We start from the raw sequence: 14,491 nt of genomic DNA, 5'->3' as shown, positions 1-14,491 counted from the left end.
TGCACGGGCAGAGCGTCGATAACAGAGGAGCACCCCATGTCTTTGCAGTTCGGCCCCGAGTACGTCCGCGCCATCGCGCCTTATGTGGCCGGCAAGCCGATTTCCGAAGTGGCACGCGAGTTCGGTCTGGATGCCGCGCGCATCGTCAAGCTGGCGTCCAACGAAAATCCGCTGGGCATGCCGCAGTCAGCCAAGAACGCGATGGCCGCGGCCATTGACGAACTGGCGCGCTATCCAGATGCCAATGGTTTCAGCCTGAAAGCGGCGCTGCATGCCAAATTTGGCGTGCCGGAAACATGGATCACGCTCGGCAATGGCAGCAATGACATCCTCGAACTGGCGGCACGTGCGCTCGTGTCGCCGGGGCAGGCCGTGATGTATGCGCAGCACTCCTTTGCCGTGTACGCACTCGCGGCGCAGGAGGTGGGTGCGCGCGCCATCGAGGTGCCGGCCCTGGATTACGGCCATGACCTCGATGCGATGGCCGCGGCGATTACCCCGGACACGCGTCTGATCTACATCGCCAACCCGAACAACCCGACTGGCACATTCCTGTCGTCCGGCGAGATCGCGGCGTTCCTGGCCAAGGTGCCGCCGACGGTCGTCGTCGTGCTGGACGAGGCATACAACGAGTTCCTCAAACCGGAGCAGCAGTACGACTCCACCGCCTGGGTGCGCCAATACCCGAACCTGCTGGTGTCGCGCACATTCTCCAAGGCGTACGGGCTGGCTGGCCTGCGTGTGGGCTACGGCATTGCGCAGCCGCAGTTGACCGATCTGCTCAACCGCATCCGCCAGCCGTTCAACGTCAACAGCTTGGCCCAGGCGGCAGCGGTAGCAGCGCTCAACGATGCGGAATTCCTGGGTCGATCAGCTGAACTGAACGCTGCCGGTTACGTGCAGTTGACGGACGCGTTTGATCGGCTGGGCCTGAAGTACGTGCCGTCTTCGGGCAATTTCGTCCTGGTGCGCGTGGGCGATGACACGGGCGCCGGTGCGCGCGTGAACGTTACATTGCTCAAGCAAGGTGTGATCGTGCGTCCGGTCGGCAACTACGGCTTGCCGCAATGGCTGCGCATCAGTATCGGCTTGCCGGAAGAGAACGCCACGTTCATCGGTGCACTTGAGGCGGCCCTGGCGCAGGAAAAAGCCGCCGCTTAACTTCTGCAGCGACCGTCGTAGCGCCCTGTATCAGGCATCGGGCGTCGCGCACATCGGGCTACAATGCCGCTTTGCTTTTTTCTGGCAGGGCGGTGTTGTGGCCTCTTCTTTTTCCAGTTCCCGGTTGGTGATTGTCGGCGTCGGTCTGATCGGCGGTTCGCTGGCGCTGGGCTTGCGTCGTGCGGGTGTGGTCGGGCATGTCGTGGGCGTCGGGCGATCGGCCGCGTCGCTTGAGGCGGCGATCCGTCTGGGCGTGATCGACGAAGCCCTGCCGATGGAAGAGGCCGTGCGCGGCGCCGACATGGTCGTGCTATGCGCGCCCGTCGCACAGACGTTGCCGTTGCTGCTCGCCATGCAGCCGCATCTGGGTCCGGACACCATCGTGACGGATGCCGGCAGCACCAAGTCAGACGTCATCATGGCCGCCAAGACGGCGTTGGGCGATCAGGTCAGCCAGTTCGTTCCGGCCCACCCGATTGCCGGCCGTGAGCTGAACGGCGTGGAGGCTGCGCTGGCCGATCTATATGTCGGCAAAAAGACCGTGCTTTGCCCCCTGCAGGAAAACCGGCGCAGCGATGTTGCCCGTGTGCAGGCGATGTGGGAAGCCGCGGGCGCGTATTGCCACATCATGTCGGCCGTGCAGCACGACGCCGTGTTCGCCGCCGTCAGCCACCTGCCGCACGTGCTGTCATATGCGCTGGTCGCGCAGATCATCAATGCCGAAGACGGGGCGCTCAAGCTTGATTTCGCCGGCGGCGGCTTTCGCGATTTCACCCGCATTGCTGCATCGTCGCCCGAGATGTGGCGTGACATCTGTCTGTCAAATCGCGAGGCACTGCTGCGTGAGCTTACGACCTACGAGGCTGTGATCGGACGCCTGAAGACGATGATCGCTGAGCGTGACGGCGCCGCGCTCGAGCGCATGTTCCGCCGTGCCAGCGAAGCACGTTTGGCGTGGCCGCAACGCGTGGCAGCGGCTAATGCCACCGGCCCGCAATCCGAATAACGTTTGTTTTGAACTGAATGGATTCATGGAACATCTCGACGTTGGTCCGCTGAAGACGGCGCGCGGCACCATCAAGCTGCCTGGCTCGAAGAGCATCTCCAATCGTGTGCTGTTGCTGGCCGCGCTCGCCCAAGGCGAGACTGTGGTGCGCGACCTGCTCGACTCCGACGACACGCGCGTCATGCTCGCGGCTCTCGATAAGCTGGGCGTCTCGATCGAAGGTCTTGGCGACAACGCATACCGTGTCGCCGGCACGGGCGGCCGCTTTACGAACAAATCGGCCGATCTGTTCATGGGCAACGCCGGCACAGCCATCCGCCCGCTGACGGCCGCGCTGGCGCTGCAAGGCGGCGAGTACACCTTGCACGGCGTGCCGCGCATGCACGAGCGGCCGATTGGAGACTTGATTGACGGGCTGCGCCAAGTTGGCGCGTGCATCGATTACACGGGCAATGAGGGCTATCCGCCGCTGGCGATCCATGCCGCGGCGGTCAAGATCGATGCACCGATCCGCGTGCGCGGCGATGTGTCGAGCCAGTTCCTGACGGCATTGCTGATGGCACTCCCGCTGGTCGAGTCTGCCGGCAATGTCACCATCGAAGTGGTTGGCGAGTTGATTTCCAAGCCCTACATCGAGATCACGCTGAACTTGATGGCGCGCTTCGGCGTGCACGTCGCGCGCGATGGCTGGGCGTCGTTTACCGTACCGACCGGCGTGGCGTACAAGGCGCCGGGTGAGATCTTTGTGGAGGGCGATGCATCGTCTGCCTCGTACTTCCTGGCCGCAGGCGCGCTTGGCGGCGGGCCGGTGCGCGTGGAGGGTGTCGGCATGTCCAGCATCCAGGGCGATGTCCGCTTTGCCGACGCGCTCAACCGCATGGGCGCCAACGTCATGGCGGGCGGCAACTGGATCGAGGTGCGCGGCGTCGAGCGCGACGACGGCAAGCTCAACGCCGTTGAGTTGGATTGCAATCACATTCCGGATGCGGCAATGACGCTGGCGGTGGCTGCACTGTTTGCCGACGGCACGACCACACTGACCAACATCGCCAGCTGGCGCGTCAAGGAAACCGACCGGCTGAGCGCCATGGCCACCGAACTGCGCAAGCTTGGCGCCGAGGTGGAGGAAGGCCCCGACTACATTCGCGTGACCCCTCCATCGCAATGGACCCCGCCGGCCGGTGGCATCGACACCTATGATGACCACCGCATGGCGATGGCGTTTTCGCTGGCGGCATTCGGTCCAGTGCCCGTGCGTATCAACGACCCGCGTTGCGTCGCCAAGACGTTCCCGGAATATTTCACTGCGTTCGGTGGCATCACCGCTTGAATCGCAATTAACCGCCTGCATTTCATCATGCCCGAGACTGCTGCTTCCATGTCGTACCCGGTCATTACCATCGACGGACCGACCGCATCTGGCAAGGGCACGGTCGCTCACCAGATCGCGGATCTCCTTGGTTTTCACCTGCTGGATAGCGGCTCGCTGTACCGATTGGTGGCGCTTGCCAGCATGCGAGAGAACATCGACGACCACGACGTTGAGAGCCTCGTGCGCATCGGGCGAGAACTCGATGTGCGCTTCAAGGCAGATCACATCTGGCTCAAGGGTGAGGATGTGAGCTTGGCGCTGCGGCATGAGTCCGTTGGCAATCAGGCTTCGGCTATTGCCGTGCATGGGGCGGTACGGGAGGCGTTGCACGCACGCCAGCGCGCGTTCCTGGAAGCACCCGGTCTCGTGGCCGACGGCCGCGATATGGGCACGGTGGTTTTTCCTGAAGCGGTGCTCAAAGTGTTCCTGACGGCAAGCGTGCAGGCACGCGCTGAGCGGCGTTATAAACAATTGATTGCAAAGGGTTTTTCTGCTACAGTTGAAAGTCTTTCGCAGGACTTGGAGGCGCGTGATTTGCGGGATCGCACCCGCAGTGTCGCGCCGCTGCGTCCGGCGCAGGATGCGCGGCAACTGGATTCGTCCGACATGACGGTCGATGAAGTGGTCGCGCAGGTACTGGACTGGTACCGGCAGGTGCAGGGCGCTGACAAGGCAAACTGATCCGGCTGAACTGGTTCGATCGGTGCCGGTGGCATGTCGCTGCCGGCGGTTGTTTAACTCATAACCCCGCATGCGTGTCTTCGCCCGTTTTGTGCGAAAGCAATGCGAGGCATGTTCTGCGGATGCCTATTTTTTATGTCCCAAACTAACGAATCTTTTGCCGCCCTGTTCGAAGAGTCGATCGCCAAGTCCAATATGAAGGCTGGCGAAGTGATCTCTGCGGAAGTTGTGCGTATCGACCACAACTTCGTCGTTGTGAACGCGGGCCTGAAGTCTGAAGCTTTTGTTCCGGTCGAAGAATTCCTGAACGATCAGGGCGAGTTGGAAGTGCAAGTTGGCGACTACGTTTCGGTCGCAATCGACGCGCTGGAAAACGGCTACGGCGACACCATTCTGTCGCGCGACAAGGCCAAGCGTCTGGCTTCGTGGCTGAACCTTGAGAAGGCATTGGAATCCGGCGAGATCATCTCCGGTACCGTGACCGGCAAGGTCAAGGGCGGTCTGACCGTTATGGTCAACGGTATTCGTGCATTCCTGCCGGGTTCGCTCGTCGACGTGCGTCCGATCAAGGACACCACGCCGTACGAAGGCAAGACCCTCGAATTCAAGGTCATCAAGCTGGACCGCAAGCGCAACAACGTTGTGCTGTCGCGCCGTGCCGTGGTTGAAGCCACGCTGGGCGAAGAGCGTCAGAAGCTGATGGAGACGCTCAAGGAAGGTGCGATCGTCAACGGTATCGTCAAGAACATCACCGACTACGGCGCGTTCGTGGATCTGGGTGGCATCGACGGTCTGCTGCACATCACCGACCTGGCATGGCGTCGTGTGCGTCACCCGAGCGAAGTGCTGTCGGTTGGCCAGGAAATCACTGCCAAGATCCTCAAGTTCGACCAAGAGAAGAACCGCGTCTCGCTGGGCGTCAAGCAGCTGGGCGAAGATCCGTGGGTCGGCATCTCGCGCCGCTACCCGCAAGGCACCCGCCTGTTCGGCAAGGTGACCAACCTGACCGACTACGGCGCGTTCGTCGAGATCGAAGCTGGTATCGAAGGCCTGGTCCACGTGTCGGAAATGGACTGGACCAACAAGAACGTGGCTCCGTCGAAGGTTGTCCAACTGGGCGACGAAGTGGAAGTCATGGTTCTGGATATCGACGAAGACAAGCGTCGTATCAGCCTGGGCATGAAGCAGTGCAAGGCCAACCCGTGGGACGATTTCGCGCGCAACCAGAAGAAGGGCGACAAGCTGGCTGGCCAGATCAAGTCGATCACCGACTTCGGCGTGTTCATCGGTCTGCCGGGCGGCATCGATGGCTTGGTGCACCTGTCGGACCTGTCGTGGCAAGAGACTGGCGAAGAAGCCGTTCGCAAGTACAAGAAGGGCGACGAAGTCGAAGCCGTGGTTCTGGCCATCGACGTCGACAAGGAACGCATCTCGCTGGGTATCAAGCAACTGTCGGGCGACCCGTTCAACAACTTCATCTCGACCAACGACAAGGGTTCGATCGTGCAGGTCACGATCAAGGCCGTTGATCCGAAGGGCGCCGTGGTGCAGCTGGCTGACGACGTGGAAGGCTACCTGCGCGCCTCGGAAATCTCGAGCGACCGTGTTGAAGACGCCCGCAACGTGCTGAAGGAAGGCGAAACGATGACCGCGATGATCGTCAACATCGATCGCAAGTCGCGCAACATCAACGTTTCCATCAAGGCGAAGGACAGCGCCGACCAACAGGAAGCGATGCAGAAGTTCTCGGCGGATACCGGCGCAGCTGGTACCACGAACCTCGGCGCGCTGCTGAAGGCCAAGCTGAACGAAACCAATCAGTAAGCATCAACCGGGTCGACCCTAAAGAACGACAAGGACGCGCGCAAGATGCCCATGACCAAGTCCGAACTCGTGGAAAAGCTGGCCGCCCGCTTCCCGCAGCTGCTGCTGCGGGATGCCGACATCGCGGTCAAGACGATCCTGGATGCGATGTCCGACGCCTTGGCGGACGGCCACCGCATCGAGATCCGCGGATTCGGGAGTTTTGGTCTGAATCGGCGTCCGCCGCGTGTCGGTCGCAATCCCAAATCTGGCGAGAAGGTGCTGGTGCCCGAGAAGCGGGTGCCGCACTTCAAGGCGGGCAAGGAGTTGCGCGAACGGGTTGACCGCAGCCTAGAGCGTCAAGGCGACCCCCCTTCGGAGGGCGAGCCTGCCGTGTCGCTCGCGGCTGTAAAGGCTGCGCGAAAGACTGATAGCACCCGTCAGGCTGCCGGATTTCCGGTAGACACGGCGGTGCCGTTGGCTATGTCGCGCTGAGCCCAAGTAGCACCTGGTAGTTTCAGGAACGCCCCGCTTGCCGGGGCGTTTTTTATTCTGGCAATGCTTGTCTCCCGCCCAGCGCGGCGTCGCTGGCCGCCATATGAATCCGCTACAATGCGGCACAACACGGCAATCGTGCCGCATCCGGCTGCTGCACCGCCGCCCGTTTCCGAATCCGCATGAAATTTCTCGTCTGGGTCATCCGTATCCTGTTGTTTGTGCTGCTTTTCGTGCTGGCACTGCACAACACGGCGGAAGTCTCGCTCGCGCTGCCGTTTGGCGTGGTCTGGCATGCACCGTTGATCCTGATCGCCTTGGCGTTCTTTGTCGCTGGCATCTTGCTGGCCATGCTGGCGATGGCACCGCGTGTGATGCGGCATCGCTTTGCGGCAAGCCGCCTGCGTCGCCAGATCGGTCGCATGAAGAAGGCCGAAGAGGTGACCGAGGCGCCGACGACGCCCGTTGTTGCCGATTCTCCGTATCACGTTCCCGGCCCCAAGGTCTGACGCATGGATTTTGATCTCTGGTGGCTGTTGGCCATCCCCCTGGTGTTTGGCTTGGGCTGGGTGGCCGCTCGGCTCGATGCCCGCCAGCTGCGCACCGAACAATCGTCGCTGCCGCGCTCGTATTTCAAGGGGCTGAATTTCCTGCTCAACGAGCAGCCGGACAAGGCCATCGACGCTTTCATTGAAGTTGCGCGTCTCGACCCGGAGACCACTGAGCTGCACTTTGCGCTCGGTAGTCTGTTCCGCCGGCGCGGCGAAACCGAACGCGCCATCCGCGTTCACCAGAACCTCGTCAACCGTCCGGATCTTCCGCCCAATGAACGCGATCACGCGTTGTTTGAACTGGGGCAGGATTTTCTGCGAGCGGGCCTGCTGGATCGCGCAGAGGAATCTCTGCGCATGCTGATGGAAGGCACATTCGCCGAGCCGGCTAAGCGCGTGCTGCTTGAGTTATACGAAATCGAAAAGGAGTGGCGCAAGGCCATTGACGCAGCGCGCGAATTGCAAAAGCTGCAAGGCAAGGATTACGCCGTACAGATTGCGCAGTTCTGCTGCGAGGTCGCGCAGGAAGCGCTGCAGCGCAAGGACGTGCCGACTGCCGTCGAATGGCTGGAACGTGCACTGCAGGAAAATCCCACGAACGTGCGTGCCACCTTGCAGTTGGGCGATGTGGCGCAAGGGCAGGGCGATGTGGAAGGTGCCATCAAGCGTTGGCGCAGCATCGAACAGCAAAACACAGCGTTCTTGCCGCTGGTGGCCGAACGCCTGATGAAGGCGTACACGCAGCTTGGCCGCGCCGCCGAGGGACTCGCTTGGCTGCGCTCCAAGATGGACGCACGCCTGGGCCCCGAACTGCTCGATACGGTCTACAAATACGAATTGGACGTACACGGTATCGACGATGCCGTGGCGCTGATGCGCGACCAGATCCGTCGTCAGCCCTCGTTGATGGCGTTGACGCGGCTGGTGGAAGCCGAGGCGACGCGCGCGTCCGAGGCGGTTGGCCATGAGGCACCCGCGACGGCCGACGTTGCCGAGAGTGCACTAGCGGATCCGGTTGAAGCGGGCGGCAATGCTGACATCCAGCGCGCGCAGGATCTCGGCGCCATTCGCGATTTGCTGCAAAGTCGTACGCGCAATCTGGCGCGCTATACCTGCCAGGAGTGCGGTTTCCGCGCGCGTCTGTTTTATTGGCAATGCCCCGGCTGCAACCGCTGGGAAACGTATGCTCCGCGCCGTACCGAGACGCTCGGCGGCAGCGGTGGCGCCAGCATGTAATTCAGTCCGGCGCGGCGCGTTTGTAGCGGCCGCGCTGGCGCTTTTTTAATCTTCAAGTGTTTGTATGAAAATCACCATCATCGGTAGCGGTTATGTCGGTCTGGTCACCGGCGCGTGTCTGGCGGAGCTGGGCAACGATGTGTTTTGCCTCGATGTCGACCAGAAGAAGATCGACCTGCTCAATGCCGGCGGCGTGCCGATCTACGAACCGGGGCTGAAAGAGCTGATCGAGCGAAACCGCGCGGCCGGCCGCATTCAGTTCTCGACCGACGTGGCTGCCAGCGTGGCGCACGGCGACGTGCAGTTCATCGCCGTGGGCACGCCCCCCGATGAAGACGGTTCGGCTGACCTGAAATACGTGCTGGCGGCCGCCCGCAACATCGCCCAGCACATGACGAGCTTCAAGGTGATCGTCGACAAATCGACGGTGCCGGTGGGAACGGGCGACAAGGTGCGTGCCGCGGTTGACGAAGTGCTGGCAACGCGCGGCAAGTCGGACGTCGGCTTCTCGGTGGTGTCGAACCCGGAGTTCCTGAAAGAAGGCGCAGCGGTGGACGATTTCATGCGCCCGGACCGCATCGTGCTCGGCACGTATGGCGATAACGACGGCCTACGCGCCAAGGCCATCATGCGCACCCTCTACGCGCCGTTCAACCGCAACCATGAACGCACGTTCTACATGGACGTGCGCTCCGCCGAGTTCACCAAGTACGCCGCCAATTCAATGCTGGCCACGCGCATCTCGTTCATGAACGAGATGGCCAATCTGGCCGACAAGGTGGGCGCGGATATCGAACTCGTTCGCCTGGGCATCGGCTCAGACCCGCGTATCGGCTATAGCTTCCTCTACGCCGGCACTGGCTACGGCGGGTCGTGCTTCCCGAAGGATGTGCAGGCGCTCGTGCGCACGGCGCAGGAGTACGGTCAAACGCTGCACGTGCTGGAAGCCGTTGAAGCGGTCAACGACAAGCAGAAGGAAGTGCTGGTCGACAAGATCGAAGACCGCATGGGCGTCGACCTTACCGGCCGCGCCTTCGCCATCTGGGGTCTGGCGTTCAAGCCGAACACCGACGACATGCGCGAAGCACCGAGCCGCATCCTGATTGCAGCGCTGTTGGCGCGTGGCGCTCGCGTGCAAGTGTATGACCCGGTTGCGATGGAAGAAGCCCGCCACGCGTTGGCACTCGATCTTTCTGCCGAACAACTGGAACGTGTGACCTTCTGTGCCGGTCAGATGGACGCGCTCAAGAATGCCGACGCGCTGGTCATCGTGACCGAGTGGAAGGCGTTCCGCAGCCCGGACTTCAACGCCGTGAAGGCCCTGCTGAAGACACCGATGGTGTTCGATGGCCGCAACCTGTTCGAGCCGCAAGCCATGCGCGACGCAGGCTTTGAATACCAGGCCATCGGGCGCTCCACCCAATCGTAATCACAGAGACCCTCCGGCCGCTGCCGACGCTTAGACCCATGACCACGCTTGCTTCCGAACAGATCCACGCCGCCCGCATTCTCGTGGTCGGCGACATGATGCTCGACCGCTACTGGTTTGGGGATGTCGATCGGATTTCGCCGGAAGCGCCGGTACCGGTCGTGCAGATCAAGCGCCAGGATGAGCGTCTTGGTGGGGCCGCCAACGTGGCGCGCAACGTGGCGGCACTCGGCGCGCAGGCAGCCATGCTTGGTGTGATTGGCGACGACGAGCCGGGTCGCAGCATTGAAACGCTGCTCGGCGAGAGCCATGTTACGGGTCACCTGCATCGTGATCCGGCAGTCAACACGACGATCAAGCTGCGCGTGCTGGCACGTCAGCAACAATTGATTCGCGTTGATTTTGAAAACGCGCCCACGCACGAAGTGCTGATGTCAGTGCTCGATCGTTTCGGTACGCTGGTGCCGCAGCACGACGTGGTGGTGCTGTCGGACTACGGCAAAGGCGGACTCACGCACGTCGGCAAGATGATCGAGACCTCGCGCCGGGCGGGCCGGCGCGTGCTTGTCGACCCGAAGGGCGATGACTATTCGCGCTACAAGGGTGCAACCATGATCACGCCCAACAGGGCTGAAATGCGCCAGGTGGTGGGTTCGTGGAAATCGGAGCAGGACCTGACCATCCGCGCACAGAACCTGCGTCGCGATCTGCAACTCGAGGCGCTGCTACTCACGCGCTCGGAAGAAGGCATGACGCTTTATACCGAGCACGAGGTGCTGCACGTGTCGGCGCAGGCGCGCGAAGTGTTCGACGTCTCCGGCGCCGGCGATACCGTGATCGCCACGCTGGCCACGCTGCTGGGGGCGGGCGCCAACATCAAGGAAGCCGTGCAGTACGCGAATCGCGCAGGCGGCATCGTGGTCGGCAAGCTGGGCACGGCGGTCGTCACCCACGCAGAACTCTTCAACTGATCACCTGATCAACGGATCATGACCATCATCGTCACCGGCGCGGCCGGCTTTATCGGCGCCAACATCGTCAAAGGTCTGAACGAGCGCGGCGAGACCGACATCATCGCCGTCGACAACCTCACACGGGCCGACAAGTTCAAAAACATCGTCGACTGCCAGATCAGCGACTACCTGGACAAGACCGATTTTGTTGAGCGTTTTGCGCGCGGCGAGTTCGGCAAAGTCCGCGCGATCTTCCATGAAGGCGCCTGCTCCGACACCATGGAGACCGACGGCCGCTACATGATGGACAACAATTACCGCTACTCGCTGGCGGTGATGCGTGCGTGCCTGGACCAAGGGGTGCAGTTTCTCTATGCCTCGTCGGCAGCCACATACGGCGCGTCGGAAACGTTCCGCGAAGCGCCCGAGTTCGAGCGGCCGCTCAACGTGTACGGCTATTCCAAGCTGCTGTTCGACCAGATCGTGCGGCGTGTCATGCCAACCGCGCTGTCGCAGATCGTCGGCTTCCGCTACTTCAACGTCTACGGGCCGCGTGAGCAGCACAAGGGTCGCATGGCTTCTGTGGCGTTCCACAACTTCAACCAGTTCCGCGCAGAAGGGACGGTCAAGTTGTTCGGCGAGTACAACGGCTACCCGCAAGGTGGCCAAATGCGCGATTTCGTGTCGGTGGAAGATGTGGTGAAGGTCAACCTGTTTTTCTTCGACAATCCGGACAAGTCGGGCATCTTCAACCTCGGCACGGGCCGCGCGCAGCCGTTCAACGATATCGCCACGACGGTCGTGAACACGTTGCGCGCAGCGGAAGGCAAGCCGGCGCTTTCGACCGAAGAGCTGGCACAGGAAGGCCTGATCGAATACGTGAAATTCCCCGACGCATTGCGTGGCAAGTATCAGTGCTTCACGCAGGCGGACCAGTCGCGCCTGCGCGCGGCGGGTTACACGGCGCCGTTCCTGACGGTCCAGGAAGGCGTGGAGCGTTACTGTCAGTGGCTGTTGAAGCAGCCGGCCTGATCGATCAGTTCTGCCAAGAATCAGACGGCGTGTGACTTTTTGTCCGTTCGCTGCGGAATCGCCAGGACGCTCTTTAAGATGTGTCGAAACCGCCACCTCATGTGGCGGTTTTTTTTCCTCCCAATACCAAGGAGAAGCACATGTTGAAGAAGCTGTTGGCTACCGCGTTGATGTCGCTGTCGATGCTGTCGGTCTCGTGGGCCGCGGTAGATGTGAATACTGCAGATCATGCTGCGCTTGAGACGCTGTCCGGCATTGGTCCCAAGCGTTCCAAGTCGATCATTGAAGAGCGCACCAAGAACGGTCCGTACAAAGACGCCGCCGACTTCAAGGCTCGCGTGTCCGGCATTGGCGACAAGACGCTCGTCAAGCTGGAGAACGAAGGTCTGACGTTCGGCGCTCCGGCAGCGGCAGCGGCGCCGGCCGCAGCCAAGAAGGACAGCAAGGACGCAAAGAAGAAGTAAGTCTGCGGTCACCTGCCGCCAACGCCCCGCCCCGAGCGGGGCGTTTTGCCATGTGTGGGGCAAGGGATTTGGGCTGCATTACAATGCCTTGATTCCCGTCCCCCACGCATCATGGCCTATCTCACCATCGAAGACACCATCGGCAACACGCCCTTGGTTCAGCTCCAGCGCATTCCCGGCGAAGGCAACGCGCGCCGCGGCAATGTCATCCTCGGCAAACTCGAGGGCAATAACCCAGCCGGCTCGGTCAAGGATCGCCCTGCGCTGTCCATGATCAAGCACGCCGAAGCGCGTGGCCGCATCAAGCCGGGTGACACGCTGATCGAATCCACGTCGGGCAACACGGGCATTGCCCTGGCCATGGCCGCCGCCGTGCGTGGCTACAAGATGGTGCTGATCATGCCGGAAGACCTGTCGGTGGAACGCCGCCAAAGCATGGCCGCTTACGGCGCGGAGATCATCCTCACCCCCGTCAAAGGCGGCATGGAATACGCACGTGACCTGGCCGACGCGATGGAGAAGGAAGGTAAGGGCGTCATCCTCGATCAGTTTGCCAATCCGGACAACCCGCTTTCGCACTACGAAACCACCGGCCCCGAACTGTGGCGCGACACCGAGGGCCGCATCACGCATTTCGTCTCGGCGATGGGGACGACGGGCACGATTACCGGTGTCTCGCGCTTCCTGAAAGAGAAGAACGCCGACATCCAGATCGTGGGCGCACAGCCGGAAGAAGGCTCGCGCATTCCGGGCATCCGCAAGTGGCCCGAGGCGTACATGCCGAAGATCTACGATCCGAAGTACATCGATCGCACCGAGCCGGTGAGTCAGTCCGACGCCGAGCACATGGCGCGTCGCATGGCTCGCGAAGAAGGTATCTTCTGCGGGATATCTGCGGCGGGTGCGTTGTGCGTGGCACTGCGTGTGGCCGAGGAAGTCGAAAACGCGACGATCGTGTTCGTGGTGTGCGATCGAGGCGACCGTTACTTGTCGACGGGCGTTTTCCCCGCCTGACGGCACGCCGCATCGCCAAGAAAAAAGCGCAGCCGGAGCTGCGCTTTTTGTTTGCGTGGACGGTGGATCAACCCTGCATCGCCTGCCGCACGGCTTGGCCCAACTCGTACACCGCAGCTGCGTAGAAGAAGCTGCGGTTGTAGCGCGTGAGCACGTAGAAGTTGCGCAGGCCGACGCGGTACTCGGTCGGCTGACCCGGCGTGGGCAGGTCGATCATCAGCACCTCGGTTTCCTGCTCGCGTGTGGCATCGACGCCCGGAGCCAGCGCCAGACCAGCGCGCGTGAGCCTCGACAGCGTCATGCCGGGATACGGCTGGCCGTCCGCTGCCGCTGCTGCGATGCCTTGGCTGTCCGCATCACGGGCAATGTTCCACATCACAGGGCGGTTCGGTTCCCAGCCGTGCATCTGCAGGAAGCGTGCGACGCTGCCGATGGCATCCGCCGCGCTGTTGCGCAGGTCGATATGACCATCGCGGTCGTAATCGATGGCGTATTCGCGGATGCTGGTTGGCATGAATTGCGGAATGCCGACTGCGCCCGCATACGAGCCGAGGACCGAGAAGGTGTCCGTGCCCGTGTCGCGGCACCAGAGCAAGAAGTCCTTGAGTTGGTTGCGGAACATCGTGCTGCGGTCTTCGCGGTTGGGCGTATCGGGGTAGTCGAAGGCCAGCGTGGACAACGCGTCCATCACGCGGAAGTTGCCCATGTCTCGGCCGTAGATGGTCTCGACGCCCAGGATGCCCACGATCACGTCGGCCGGCACGCCAAATTCGTTCTCGGCACGGCGCAGTGTGTCGCCGTATTGCTGCCAGAAGCGTACGCCGGCGCCAATGCGGATCGGCTCGATGAAGCGTCCGCGATAGGCCGTCCAGCTGCGACGCGCGGGCGTGGCCGGAGGCAGGATCAGGCGCGCCACCGTAGCGGAATAGGCCGTTCCGGCAAACAGCGTATCGAGCGATGTCCGGTCAAAGTTGTACTGCGCGACCAGCATGCCGATGAAGGCCTGCGTTTGCGGATTGTTGCGATAACGATCGGGGTCGATCTCTTCTTCATGCACCGCAACGCGGCGCTTGGGCGACTTGGCAGCTTTCTTGGCAGCCAGCGAGAGCGCCGGGAAAGAGAGCGCGGAAAGCGCTGCGCCAGCCACCAGGGCGCGCAATACGGGACGACGGGAAGAAGGCGATTGGCTCATGGGCAGGCTTCATACGGGATCGGGGCATTGTAGCGGATGCGTCTGTTGGATCGCCCGGGGCGTGCGGCGTTGTCGCACAGCCGTGCTAACGTAGCGGCTGGA

14 protein-coding genes are annotated in these 14,491 nt (G+C 62.1%); 13 read left to right on the top strand and 1 reads right to left on the bottom strand.

Annotation, left to right across the window (positions count from 1 at the left end; genetic code table 11):
• The first annotated feature begins 36 nt into the window (after positions 1–36).
• The 13 genes from hisC (at position 37) to cysM (ending at position 13,197) form a co-directional block, all read left to right on the top strand.
• Positions 37–1,161 carry a histidinol-phosphate transaminase gene (hisC, locus tag BM136_RS10000; RefSeq protein WP_092971686.1) on the top strand — a complete coding sequence of 375 codons (1,125 nt, stop codon included), beginning with the start codon at positions 37–39 and terminating at the stop codon, positions 1,159–1,161.
• A 97-nt stretch (positions 1,162–1,258) separates the two neighbouring features.
• Positions 1,259–2,167: a prephenate dehydrogenase gene (locus tag BM136_RS09995; protein ID WP_092971685.1), complete on the top strand. Its 909-nt coding sequence runs from the start codon at positions 1,259–1,261 to the stop codon at positions 2,165–2,167.
• Positions 2,168–2,192: 25 nt separating this feature from the next.
• A complete protein-coding gene (aroA, locus tag BM136_RS09990; RefSeq protein ID WP_092971684.1) occupies positions 2,193–3,497 on the top strand; it encodes a 3-phosphoshikimate 1-carboxyvinyltransferase in 1,305 nt (434 codons plus the stop codon).
• A gap of 27 nt (positions 3,498–3,524) precedes the next feature.
• Entirely contained in the window at positions 3,525–4,220 is a 696-nt protein-coding gene (gene cmk / locus BM136_RS09985; protein WP_092971683.1) for a (d)CMP kinase, read from the top strand.
• 135 nt (positions 4,221–4,355) lie between these two features.
• The gene (rpsA, locus tag BM136_RS09980; RefSeq protein WP_004629196.1) at positions 4,356–6,044 is read left to right on the top strand and encodes a 30S ribosomal protein S1; all 1,689 of its coding nucleotides are present in this window, start codon (positions 4,356–4,358) and stop codon (positions 6,042–6,044) included.
• A 45-nt stretch (positions 6,045–6,089) separates the two neighbouring features.
• The gene (locus tag BM136_RS09975; RefSeq protein ID WP_092971682.1) at positions 6,090–6,518 is read left to right on the top strand and encodes an integration host factor subunit beta; all 429 of its coding nucleotides are present in this window, start codon (positions 6,090–6,092) and stop codon (positions 6,516–6,518) included.
• A 182-nt stretch (positions 6,519–6,700) separates the two neighbouring features.
• Positions 6,701–7,027, top strand: coding sequence for a LapA family protein (locus BM136_RS09970; RefSeq protein ID WP_092971681.1), 327 nt, complete (start codon positions 6,701–6,703; stop codon positions 7,025–7,027).
• Between the two features lie 3 nt (positions 7,028–7,030).
• Positions 7,031–8,305, top strand: coding sequence for a lipopolysaccharide assembly protein LapB (gene lapB, locus BM136_RS09965; protein WP_092971680.1), 1,275 nt, complete (start codon positions 7,031–7,033; stop codon positions 8,303–8,305).
• A 64-nt stretch (positions 8,306–8,369) separates the two neighbouring features.
• A complete protein-coding gene (locus tag BM136_RS09960) occupies positions 8,370–9,734 on the top strand; it encodes a UDP-glucose dehydrogenase family protein (protein ID WP_092971679.1) in 1,365 nt (454 codons plus the stop codon).
• A 38-nt stretch (positions 9,735–9,772) separates the two neighbouring features.
• Positions 9,773–10,705: a D-glycero-beta-D-manno-heptose-7-phosphate kinase gene (rfaE1, locus tag BM136_RS09955; protein WP_092971678.1), complete on the top strand. Its 933-nt coding sequence runs from the start codon at positions 9,773–9,775 to the stop codon at positions 10,703–10,705.
• Positions 10,706–10,723: 18 nt separating this feature from the next.
• Positions 10,724–11,719 carry an ADP-glyceromanno-heptose 6-epimerase gene (rfaD, locus tag BM136_RS09950; protein ID WP_092971677.1) on the top strand — a complete coding sequence of 332 codons (996 nt, stop codon included), beginning with the start codon at positions 10,724–10,726 and terminating at the stop codon, positions 11,717–11,719.
• Positions 11,720–11,859: 140 nt separating this feature from the next.
• Positions 11,860–12,183 (top strand): ComEA family DNA-binding protein, encoded by a 324-nt coding sequence (locus BM136_RS09945; RefSeq protein WP_092971676.1) that lies wholly within the window; start codon positions 11,860–11,862, stop codon positions 12,181–12,183.
• A 111-nt stretch (positions 12,184–12,294) separates the two neighbouring features.
• Positions 12,295–13,197: a cysteine synthase CysM gene (gene cysM, locus BM136_RS09940; RefSeq protein WP_092971675.1), complete on the top strand. Its 903-nt coding sequence runs from the start codon at positions 12,295–12,297 to the stop codon at positions 13,195–13,197.
• 67 nt (positions 13,198–13,264) lie between these two features.
• On the opposite strand, the gene mltB is transcribed toward cysM, so the two are convergent.
• Positions 13,265–14,389: a lytic murein transglycosylase B gene (gene mltB, locus BM136_RS09935; RefSeq protein ID WP_092971674.1), complete on the bottom strand. Its 1,125-nt coding sequence runs from the start codon at positions 14,387–14,389 to the stop codon at positions 13,265–13,267.
• Positions 14,390–14,491 lie beyond the last annotated feature (102 nt).

Source organism: Ralstonia sp. NFACC01 (assembly GCF_900115545.1).
Lineage (GTDB): Bacteria > Pseudomonadota > Gammaproteobacteria > Burkholderiales > Burkholderiaceae > Ralstonia > Ralstonia mojiangensis.
The sequence above is the reverse complement of the archived record's forward strand: the minus strand, read 5'-3'. Positions and strand labels throughout refer to the sequence as shown.

Bases quoted from the DNA above. Each gene is read 5' to 3' on its own strand.
- cysM (WP_092971675.1), top strand. From the start codon at position 12,295: ATGGCCTATCTCACCATCGAAGACACCATCGGCAACACGCCCTTGGTT.
- lapB (WP_092971680.1), top strand. From the start codon at position 7,031: ATGGATTTTGATCTCTGGTGGCTGTTGGCCATCCCCCTGGTGTTTGGC.
- BM136_RS09945 (WP_092971676.1), top strand. From the start codon at position 11,860: ATGTTGAAGAAGCTGTTGGCTACCGCGTTGATGTCGCTGTCGATGCTG.
- BM136_RS09960 (WP_092971679.1), top strand. From the start codon at position 8,370: ATGAAAATCACCATCATCGGTAGCGGTTATGTCGGTCTGGTCACCGGC.
- rpsA (WP_004629196.1), top strand. From the start codon at position 4,356: ATGTCCCAAACTAACGAATCTTTTGCCGCCCTGTTCGAAGAGTCGATC.
- BM136_RS09970 (WP_092971681.1), top strand. From the start codon at position 6,701: ATGAAATTTCTCGTCTGGGTCATCCGTATCCTGTTGTTTGTGCTGCTT.
- aroA (WP_092971684.1), top strand. From the start codon at position 2,193: ATGGAACATCTCGACGTTGGTCCGCTGAAGACGGCGCGCGGCACCATC.
- cmk (WP_092971683.1), top strand. From the start codon at position 3,525: ATGCCCGAGACTGCTGCTTCCATGTCGTACCCGGTCATTACCATCGAC.
- rfaE1 (WP_092971678.1), top strand. From the start codon at position 9,773: ATGACCACGCTTGCTTCCGAACAGATCCACGCCGCCCGCATTCTCGTG.
- hisC (WP_092971686.1), top strand. From the start codon at position 37: ATGTCTTTGCAGTTCGGCCCCGAGTACGTCCGCGCCATCGCGCCTTAT.
- rfaD (WP_092971677.1), top strand. From the start codon at position 10,724: ATGACCATCATCGTCACCGGCGCGGCCGGCTTTATCGGCGCCAACATC.
- BM136_RS09975 (WP_092971682.1), top strand. From the start codon at position 6,090: ATGCCCATGACCAAGTCCGAACTCGTGGAAAAGCTGGCCGCCCGCTTC.
- mltB (WP_092971674.1), bottom strand. From the start codon at position 14,389: ATGAGCCAATCGCCTTCTTCCCGTCGTCCCGTATTGCGCGCCCTGGTG.